The organism is Falsiporphyromonas endometrii (assembly GCF_042654485.1).
Classification (GTDB): domain Bacteria; phylum Bacteroidota; class Bacteroidia; order Bacteroidales; family Porphyromonadaceae; genus Porphyromonas; species Porphyromonas endometrii.
Map to the genome: position 1 here is coordinate 1 of NZ_JBHSGO010000085.1, position 2262 is coordinate 2262.

Here is a 2262-nt window from a genome sequence, read left to right on the forward strand (position 1 = left end):
CGGGCGGACGCCAATCCCCCCGGTGTTTTTCATGCCCGCCTGACGGATGAACTAAACAATGAAAGGAAATGATTAATTTTGACTCAAAGATAAATCTCCTTTACACACTTTTTGGGATACTACCAAAATAAGACCTCTAATTTGTAATATGCCATCAGAATTAGGAACTGTCTATTACAATAAATAAATATCAAACTTCATTACATATAACTATGAAAGGAATCGTTTTAGCAGGAGGATCGGGAACCAGGCTCTACCCCATCACGAAGGGAGTATCCAAACAAATGTTGCCGATATTCGACAAACCAATGATATATTACCCCATATCTGTCCTAATGCTGGCCGGTATCAGAGAGATACTTATCATCTCCACACCCTACGACCTACCGGGATTCAAAAGACTACTCGGAGACGGAAGTGACTATGGAGTAAAATTTGAATATGCCGAACAGCCATCACCCGACGGACTCGCACAGGCATTTATCATAGGAAAAGAATTTATCGGATCAGATACAGCATGTCTCGTATTAGGAGACAATATATTTTACGGTAGCGGTTTCACAAAGATGCTTACAGAAGCAGTCAACGAGACCAAGAAGGGCAAAGCAACTGTCTTCGGTTATTGGGTAAATGATCCCGAACGATATGGAGTAGCAGAGTTCGACAAAGAGGGCAACTGCCTCAGCATAGAGGAAAAGCCCAAAGAGCCAAAGTCCAACTATGCCGTTGTAGGACTCTACTTCTACCCCAACAAGGTCGTGTCCATAGCAGAAAAAGTAAAGCCTTCCGCAAGAGGTGAACTCGAAATAACCTCCGTAAACCAAACCTTCCTGGAAGAAGAAAATCTAAAAGTACAAAAACTGGGACGAGGATTTGCATGGCTAGATACGGGAACGCACGACTCACTAAGCGAAGCATCAACATTTATCGAAGTGATAGAGAAAAGACAAGGGCTCAAAGTCGCCTGCCTCGAAGCAATAGCATATCGAAAAGGATGGATCACAAAAGAAAAGATGAAAGAGCTCGCTCAACCAATGGTTAAAAATCAATACGGACAGTATCTGATAAAAGTAGTTGAAGAACTGGATAGTAATAAGAATCCGAACAAAGAATCCAATCGTAAAACCACAAACTATGATATGTAGAGAAGCTATGCCCCTCCAGTCAGTATGGTAATCCATAATCCAAATAGAATACTCTAAACTTGATTATAAAACAATAAGACATTCTGTAAAGGTTTGCTATTGACACATGAATAAATATTCCAATCAGAGAACAAATTGCAGAATACTCTCATAAAATACTGGACAAATCCATATCATTAAAAATTAGCATTTTACGAATAAAAGAAATATATAAAAGACTATAGTTAATAGAAAATATATCCACCGATCATTATGGAGATGTTATGCCAATAAAACACGTTAATGGTTTCGCATAATCCCACATATATTTAATATTAACATTATCCCTACCAATGACAACTAATACTTGTAATATAAAAGAGAAAAGAAAAGCTTTGTTAGTTAATCTCTTTTTGTTCATCTATGGTTTAGCAATTCCTTTTTCATTACTTGTTAGCGTACAGATAGTTATTGCAGTATTCACTGCTATTATTCTAATATATTGTTTTTTTAAACAATATATTAGAATGAATATACCGACTCTAACTTGGTTAATCATCCCTGCCGTGTTTATTGTTTTAAAGATGCCTTTTGAATACGATACACTTGATATGGAGGGTAATATTGCAAAAGAACATTTGATTAGTTTTCTAACAATTGGTCTTTCAGGAATTTTAATCGGTTCTATGTCATTTAATTATAAATCATTTATTAAATATGGGTACAAAATAGCATGGATTAATTTTATATTTCTCTTTTTTTTCCCGTTTACTACATTCTATGGCAGTAGTATAAATTATATGCGTTTTGGGTACGCTCTACTTCCCTCTGTAATTTTTTCATTTGTTTGTTTGTCTCCCCCCTATAAAAAAAAGGGAGCTTTTCTTTTATTTATTTCTTCGATTATAGAATTGCTTATTTTTGGAGCAAGAGGAGCTACGGCTTCTGCAATTATTTTCATATTGATATATATTTATTTTTCCTATAATATTAGTATATTGAAAAAAGTAGCTCAATAGTTCGTTAAAAAATATCCAAGCCTAAGCGGCTCTGGCAGTAAATAAAATGAGTTCTTTGAAAAGTTTGTCAATAACTTGCGGGTCTGGGCTAATCCCAAACACGCAAATAAATCGTTCAA

2 protein-coding genes and 1 pseudogene are annotated in these 2262 nt (G+C 35.6%); 2 read left to right on the forward strand and 1 reads right to left on the reverse strand.

Going from position 1 to position 2262, the window contains the following annotated elements; genetic code table 11:
• The first annotated feature begins 212 nt into the window (after positions 1-212).
• Together rfbA and ACFO3G_RS03415 are read left to right on the forward strand one after the other, a co-directional pair.
• The gene (gene rfbA, locus ACFO3G_RS03410; protein WP_380077998.1) at positions 213-1145 is read left to right on the forward strand and encodes a glucose-1-phosphate thymidylyltransferase RfbA; all 933 of its coding nucleotides are present in this window, start codon (positions 213-215) and stop codon (positions 1143-1145) included.
• 332 nt (positions 1146-1477) lie between these two features.
• The gene (locus ACFO3G_RS03415) at positions 1478-2143 is read left to right on the forward strand and encodes a hypothetical protein (protein WP_380078000.1); all 666 of its coding nucleotides are present in this window, start codon (positions 1478-1480) and stop codon (positions 2141-2143) included.
• A gap of 21 nt (positions 2144-2164) precedes the next feature.
• Here ACFO3G_RS03415 and ACFO3G_RS03420 read toward each other — a convergent pair.
• Positions 2165-2262: pseudogene (locus tag ACFO3G_RS03420) on the reverse strand (transposase); the annotation flags it as partial.